The sequence below is a fragment of the Pseudomonas quercus genome, from assembly GCF_012033695.1.
GTDB lineage: Bacteria > Pseudomonadota > Gammaproteobacteria > Pseudomonadales > Pseudomonadaceae > Aquipseudomonas > Aquipseudomonas quercus.
Window position 1 is genome coordinate 1 of sequence record NZ_JAAVJI010000031.1, and the last position, 6,128, is coordinate 6,128.

At 60.7% G+C, this 6,128-nt stretch carries 8 protein-coding genes; all 8 read right to left on the minus strand.

Annotated elements, in window-relative coordinates:
• On the minus strand, positions 1 to 125 hold a 125-nt coding region (locus tag HBH25_RS22695; RefSeq protein ID WP_484573229.1), incomplete at its 3' end, for a flagellin N-terminal helical domain-containing protein.
• A 193-nt stretch (positions 126 to 318) separates the two neighbouring features.
• Positions 319 to 597, minus strand: coding sequence for a hypothetical protein (locus HBH25_RS22700; protein ID WP_168086198.1), 279 nt, complete (start codon positions 595 to 597; stop codon positions 319 to 321).
• Complete coding sequence (locus tag HBH25_RS22705) at positions 590 to 1,885, minus strand: motility associated factor glycosyltransferase family protein (protein ID WP_168086199.1); 1,296 nt, start codon at positions 1,883 to 1,885, stop codon at positions 590 to 592. The genes HBH25_RS22700 and HBH25_RS22705 overlap by 8 nt, the downstream gene beginning before the upstream one ends.
• 24 nt (positions 1,886 to 1,909) lie before the next feature.
• Positions 1,910 to 2,839 (minus strand): ketoacyl-ACP synthase III, encoded by a 930-nt coding sequence (locus HBH25_RS22710; RefSeq protein ID WP_168086200.1) that lies wholly within the window; start codon positions 2,837 to 2,839, stop codon positions 1,910 to 1,912.
• A gap of 233 nt (positions 2,840 to 3,072) precedes the next feature.
• Positions 3,073 to 4,323, minus strand: coding sequence for an arsenic transporter (locus HBH25_RS22715; protein ID WP_168086201.1), 1,251 nt, complete (start codon positions 4,321 to 4,323; stop codon positions 3,073 to 3,075).
• A gap of 7 nt (positions 4,324 to 4,330) precedes the next feature.
• Positions 4,331 to 5,557: an MFS transporter gene (locus tag HBH25_RS22720; RefSeq protein ID WP_168086202.1), complete on the minus strand. Its 1,227-nt coding sequence runs from the start codon at positions 5,555 to 5,557 to the stop codon at positions 4,331 to 4,333.
• A 97-nt stretch (positions 5,558 to 5,654) separates the two neighbouring features.
• The gene (locus HBH25_RS23930) at positions 5,655 to 6,035 is read right to left on the minus strand and encodes a hypothetical protein (RefSeq protein WP_484573235.1); all 381 of its coding nucleotides are present in this window, start codon (positions 6,033 to 6,035) and stop codon (positions 5,655 to 5,657) included.
• A partial coding sequence (locus HBH25_RS22725; RefSeq protein WP_168084692.1) for an IS3 family transposase occupies positions 6,029 to 6,128 on the minus strand: 100 nt, incomplete at its 5' end. The genes HBH25_RS23930 and HBH25_RS22725, both read right to left, overlap by 7 nt.

The following is a 6,128-nucleotide window of genomic DNA, read 5'->3' on the forward strand; positions in this document are numbered from 1 at the left end:
TTGGCGCTGTTGATTTTCAGACCCGAGGACAGGCGAGTCATCGAGGTTGCAGTGGCAGACGAAGCCTTGTTCAGGTTGTTCTGAACGGTCAAGGAAGCGATGTTAGTGTTAACGGTCAACGACATGACGAAATCCTCAGGGGGGAGTGATGTACTGGCTTCCGGCCCTGGCTGCGCCGGGTGTGGCCTAGAGAACCTTCGTCCTAGTTATCGTCGCGTCTGTAGCTTGCTTGAGGGGCTTTTAAAGATTTTTTTCCAGTTAATTATTTTTTCTATTAAAAACAAATGCTTGCGAATGTAAGAACAGATTATTCAATATTCAAAACTGTGACACTCTTGGCAATACTTCCAACAAGGCCACTAACTCGTACTGCAGATCATCGGCTAACCCTAGCCAGTCCTGAAGTTCCTGGCCGGAGAAAATAGAGACAACCAACGTATGCCAGGCTTGTTGAGTGCTCACAGGCGCTATGGCAAACAGCAACGAGGCCTGGTCCAGCAGGTCGACCATCTGCAGGGCCGCCTCCACCTCGCGGCCAAGCCTGAACAGGTTGCCACAGGCCTGCGCCTGCGCTATCAAGTGGGCTCGATCAGCCATGCACCAGGCCCTCGGCGAAGTGAGTGCCTGCGATGCTGGCGCCACTGCGGCTGGTATTGAAGAACCTCACCTGCGGGTGTTGAGCGATGTACCGTTCCAGTTCGGTCAGGTAGCTGCGAAAGTTGAGTTGTGTCGGCACACGGTTTCCATGGCCGTCCAATACCCAATGCCGGGCTTTGGCAAGGGATGGCCCAAGGTCCCCATCGTTCCAGCCGGCATGGGTTTTGTTGTTGGGAAAGGCGAAGTCTGCGCCAAACAGGGTGACCTGTGCAGCGCCCATCTGTACCGCCAGGTCCACTGCCGGGTGAATCACGCTACCGCCACTGTGCAGCTCGGCCTTGGGCAGGCGTTGCCGCAGGCTGTCGTAGACCGGGCTGGCCGACAGTGCCACCAACCGACGCCCCTGCCATTGCACCAGAACGTCGCCGGGCACCAAGGGCATGTACACCAACGTCGTGGCCGCTGACCGCGCTGCCGGAAGGTGGCGGTCCGTGATGCGTTGGTCGATGCTCACCACGATGTCCGCCACGATGCCGTGCTCCAGCAGCGGCTTCCAGGCCGTATCGGCGCATATCAATAGCGGCCGATCCACCTGGGTACGGTTGTGGTAAAGGTGTTCAAAATGGTGCTCCAGCGTGGGCCCGGTGGCTATGACGTAGACACCCTTGCCCGCCTGTGTACCAAACAGCTGCGCCACATCGCCATCGAGTCCGACCAGCACCTTGTTCGCCTCAAGCCGTTCGACCACCTCGGGATCCTGATGCTGAAACGGGCGGTTGTTGAAACTCAGATGAAGCTCGCTCACCAGCCGGTCGCGTATTTTCGCGCTGGCGTCACTGGCCAGCACCAGTTCGGAGGGCATGGCCACAAAGGGAAGGCAGATTTCTGCCTCATCTTCGGCCAGGGCCAGTGTCAAACGTGGGTCTGCCAGCCAGGCCCGGTGGTCGGCCACTTGGAGCACCAAGGCAAACACGGCTGGGTTAAGCACGTGTACCTGCACCTCCTGCCACCGAGGCGAGGCCAACAAGACGCTGGGCAGGTGCCCGAGGCCGGGCCCGTAGACATGAACCACTGAGGCATCGTGAGGCAGGCTGCCGGCCTGCACCTGGGCCTCGGCCACAGGGTCATGCCGGCTGGTGAGCTGAATTCCGTTTACCCGCAGGGTTTGCACCTGCCCTTGCACCAGTTCCACCTGCAGGTGGTCCAGCGCTTGGGTTTCGAGTCGCTGGGCCAGGGCGGGCCAGCGCTGGGCAATAACAGCCAGGTTATGGGTCAACAGATCAGTCATGCACACACTTCCGCGAAGGCCGGTTCAATCGCGGTAAAGGATAGCCGATCCCCAGGAGAGCCCTACGCCAAAGCCGCTGATGGCTACGCGTTTCCAAGTGGCGTCGAACAGGTGCTTCTCCAGCAACAACGGGATGCTTGAAGAGACCGTGTTACCCGTCTCGACCATATCTTTTACGAATTTTTCCGGGCTGGCTTCCTCGAACCGGCGTGCAACCGCGTCCACAATGGCGGCGCTGCCTTGGTGAATGCAATAGGCGTCGATGTCCGCCGCTGCAAGGCTGGAAGCCTCCAGCAAGGCATGCAGGTGCTGTGGCACTTTGAGCAGCGCAAAGTTGAACACCTGCCGACCATTCATGAAGAAGGTACCGTTCTCCACTTTCAGGTGGGGTGCGCCAGCGCCGTCTGTGCCGAACATGGACTTGCCCAGTTGCCAGGTAGCGCCCTCCCCCATCCAGGTGGCTGTAGCAGCGTCACCAAAGAGCATGGTGGTGTTACGGTCTTCCGGGTCCACGATCTTGGAGTACGGGTCGGCAGTGACCAGCAAACCATTCTTCAGGCCTGCGGCTTCCATAAAGCCCTTGAGGGCATAGATACCGTACACATACCCTGAGCACCCCAAGGAAATATCGAAGGCCGCGATGGCGGTGGGCAGGCCCAGCTTGTCCTGCACAATGGCCGCCGTATGGGGCAAGCCCTCGGCGTCGCCGTTCTGCGTCACCACGATCAAAGCGTCGATGGAATCGCGGGACAGCGAGGGGTTATTGGCGAACAAGGCGTTTACTGCTTCCACGCACAGGTCGGAGGTTTCCTGCTCCGGCGCCTTGCGCGGCAGGAAGGCCGAACCGATCTTGCCGAGAATGAAGTCTTCGTCCTTGCCGAATTTCGCACCTTGCTCGTAGTTGTCCAGGCCGGCAACCGGTACGTAACTCGCTATGCTCTTGATGCCAATCATCCTGGCTTCCCAAAAAATATTCGCTTTAAAAACGCGCTGCCCCCGGACGCAGCGCGTACGGGGCCTGGTCACACCTGGGGGGCAGCAGCTAACAGGCAGCCAAGGCGCGCTTGATGCCCAAGATTACAATATTGTGGAGATGCGCAAAATGACCAGCAGGTCACGTGACGAAGATGTAATGTGCACGAACGTCTCATGTTTGCCCGTGTAGTACTGCCCTCCACCGTGCTGTTTCAGGCCAGCAGTTTCATCATGGCCAGGGCCCCAAGCAATGCAGGCGGCATCACCAGCAACCCGAGTTTGAGAAAGGCCCACGCGCTCACATGCATGCCCTCCCGGCGCACCGCGATCAGCCATAGCACCGTGGCCAACGAGCCGGTAACGGACAGGTTGGGCCCTAGGTCCACAGCGATGACGAGCGCCCGGGTCACGTCGTTGGGCAAGGTTGCCAGTTGCCCTACAGACCCTGCAATCAACCCTGCAGGCAGGTTGTTCACCAGGTTGCAGGCAATGGCGACCAGCACACCGGTTACCCACCCGGCGTGAGCCGGAGCCGCCTTGGCCCAGTGCTCCAGCGTGTGAGCCAGTGCGCCTACCACACCGGTGAGGGTCAGGGCCTCCACCAGAACGAACAGGCCTGCCACCAAGGGCAGCACGCCCCAAGCGACACCTTTGAACACCGGCCATGGGTTCTGGCGTTGCACGCCGTGCACCAGCGCTACTGTAGCAAGGCCTGCCAGGCAAGTAGGCAAGCCCAGCGGCTTATCTAGGGCTGACACCACCAGCAGAAGCACGGCAGTCACCCCCAGGCCAGCAGCCGTAAGGCGGGCGCCACGGGACAAGGGCGCAAGCGTGTGGACCTCTTCGAGCGGCAGGCGCAGGGCCGTGCGTTGTGTCCAGCGCAGCACCAGGTAGGTCAGGCCGATGGCGACCAGCGACGGCAGCGCGAACTGGGCCAGCCATTGCAGCAGCGGCGGCATATGGGTGCCAAAGATGACCAGGTTGGCCGGGTTGGAAATGGGTAATACAAAACTGGCGGCGTTAGCGATGAAGGCGCAGATGAACAGGTAGGGCAGCGGCTCTGCCTTTGCCGCCCGCGTGGCCGCATACACGGCTGGCGTTAGCACCACAGCGGTGGCATCGTTGGACAGGAAGACCGTTACCAGCGTCCCCACCAGGAACACCAGGTCGAACAGCCGCTGGCTTGAGCCGCGGGCATGGCGCGCTGCACAGGTGGCAAGCCAATCGAACAACCCTTCACGCCGGGCCAGCTCGGCCAGCACCATCATGCCGGTCAGAAACAGGTAAACGTCATTGCCACGTGCTACGGCGCCCAAGGCAGCGGGGACCGGCACCAGCCCGGTGACTACCAGCAGTACGGCGCCCCCAAGCGCCCACGCATACTCCGGAACCCGCCATGGCCGGAAAATCACACCTGCTGTGGCCAACGCAGTGATGCACCAGGTAATCATTGTCAGCGGCATGGCAGGCTCAGTGCGAGGTAGGTTTTGAGGTGGGCGCCAATGTTTCTGGCAACATCAGCAATAGCCCGAATGCAACGGCGGCAACACCGGCCAGGGTGAGGAAGGCCGCGCTGTAACCTGCCGCCTGCACCACGAAACCCGCCAGGCTGTTGCTCAATGCTGCACCCAGGCCAAAGGCGGTGGTCAGTGCACCAAGGCTCACGTTGAAGCGGCCCGTGCCTTGTGTAAGGTCTTTGACCACCAGCGGGAACAGCGCACCGAACAGACCAGCGCCTACGCCGTCGAGTACTTGTACGCCTACCAACCAGTAAGGGTCGCTGGAAAAGGTGTACAACACGCCACGGATGGGCAGGATGGCAAAACCTGCCAGCAGCAAGGGCTTGCGCCCCCAGTGATCAGCGCGAGCCCCCACCAGTAGCGCCGCAGGTACCATGACCAACTGTGCCGCAACGATACAGGCCGAGGTGAGCGGTGTTGCCATGCTCAGGTCGATCTGGGACAGCTTTTGGCTGACCAGTGGCAGCATCGCAGCGTTTGCCAGGTGAAACAGTGCGCAGCAAGCGGCAAACAGCAGCAGGGAGCGGTTGCTCAGCAGCGCGCGCCATCCACTGGCGGTACTTTGGGCGCCGCCTTCGGAGGCTTCAAACCCCCTGGCTGCTTCGTGGTCAATGCTGTCTGGCCGGATAAAGCTGACCGCGAACACGCTGCACAGGGCCATCGCTGCCATCAAGTAAAATACCGCCACAGGCCCGAATAGCCACGAAAACACCCCCGCCAGCAGCGCCGCACAGGCATTACCCGCGTGGTTGAAGGTCTCGTTACGGCCGGTACGGCGGGTGAAGGCTTTAGGGCCGGTCAGGCCCAAGGAAATGGCGGCAATGGCAGGTGCAAAGATGGAAGCAGCCGCCGCGCTTACGGCTTGGGTCACTGCCACCAGGGTGAAGCTACTGATGAAAGGCAACACCACGCAACTGGCCGTAACCAGCAGCGCACCCACTATTACCGCCGCACGCTTGGCGGTTATCCGGTCGATCAAGGCCCCAGCCGGGGTTTGCGTAACCAGGGCGGCAAGCCCGGCCAGGGTCATCACCACGCCAATGCTGGCAGGGTCCCACTTGTGCACGGCCAACAGGTAGATGGCCAGGTAAGGCCCTAGCCCATCCCGTACATCCGCCAGAAAAAAGTTAAGTGAATCGAGGGAATAGGCGTTGCGCGAGTCGAGCGGTCTGTCCATGGCGATGGCACACAGTGAGGGCGGCAAATGTCAGTGCACCCTTTACCTACATAAGTTCCGAACCCTGCAGAAAGCTTCAGGATTATCAACACCAACGTCATGCCATGCGCGGGATGGTGTAGGACTGGTCGCAGCTGATCGCTGCAGCGCGGCGGCTGTCCAGGTTCGTCCGCTGCGCGAACTCCCACAGGGGCAGTGCCAGTGTTGGTTGCTGTGGGGCCAGGTGTAGCCGAAGGCGGAGACCGGGAACAGACCGCCGCGGTGTAGCGGCTGTCCAGGTTCGTCCGCTTCGCGAACTCCCATAGGGGCAGTGCCAGTGTTGGTTGCTGTAGGACCGGGTGTAGCCGAAGGCGGAGGCCGGGAACACCGATAGCTGCAGCGTGGCGGCTGTCCAGGTTCGTCCGCTTCGCGAACTCCCACAGGGGCAGTGCCAGTGTTGGTTGCTGGACTGCCCCCTTAAAGTTGGACAGTTTATGATGTTGCCTGAGCCCTGTACTCAACAGGGCTCAGACCACCGAGCCTGAGCTTGATGCGGTGGTGGTTGTAATAGTAAATGTACTCATCCAGTTCC

What these genes read in the sequence shown, in the direction of transcription:
- HBH25_RS22700 (WP_168086198.1), bottom strand. Translation starts at nt 597, where the DNA reads ATGGCTGATCGAGCCCACTTGATAGCGCAGGCGCAGGCCTGTGGCAAC.
- HBH25_RS22705 (WP_168086199.1), bottom strand. Translation starts at nt 1,885, where the DNA reads ATGACTGATCTGTTGACCCATAACCTGGCTGTTATTGCCCAGCGCTGG.
- HBH25_RS22710 (WP_168086200.1), bottom strand. Translation starts at nt 2,839, where the DNA reads ATGATTGGCATCAAGAGCATAGCGAGTTACGTACCGGTTGCCGGCCTG.
- HBH25_RS22715 (WP_168086201.1), bottom strand. Translation starts at nt 4,323, where the DNA reads ATGCCGCTGACAATGATTACCTGGTGCATCACTGCGTTGGCCACAGCA.
- HBH25_RS22720 (WP_168086202.1), bottom strand. Translation starts at nt 5,557, where the DNA reads ATGGACAGACCGCTCGACTCGCGCAACGCCTATTCCCTCGATTCACTT.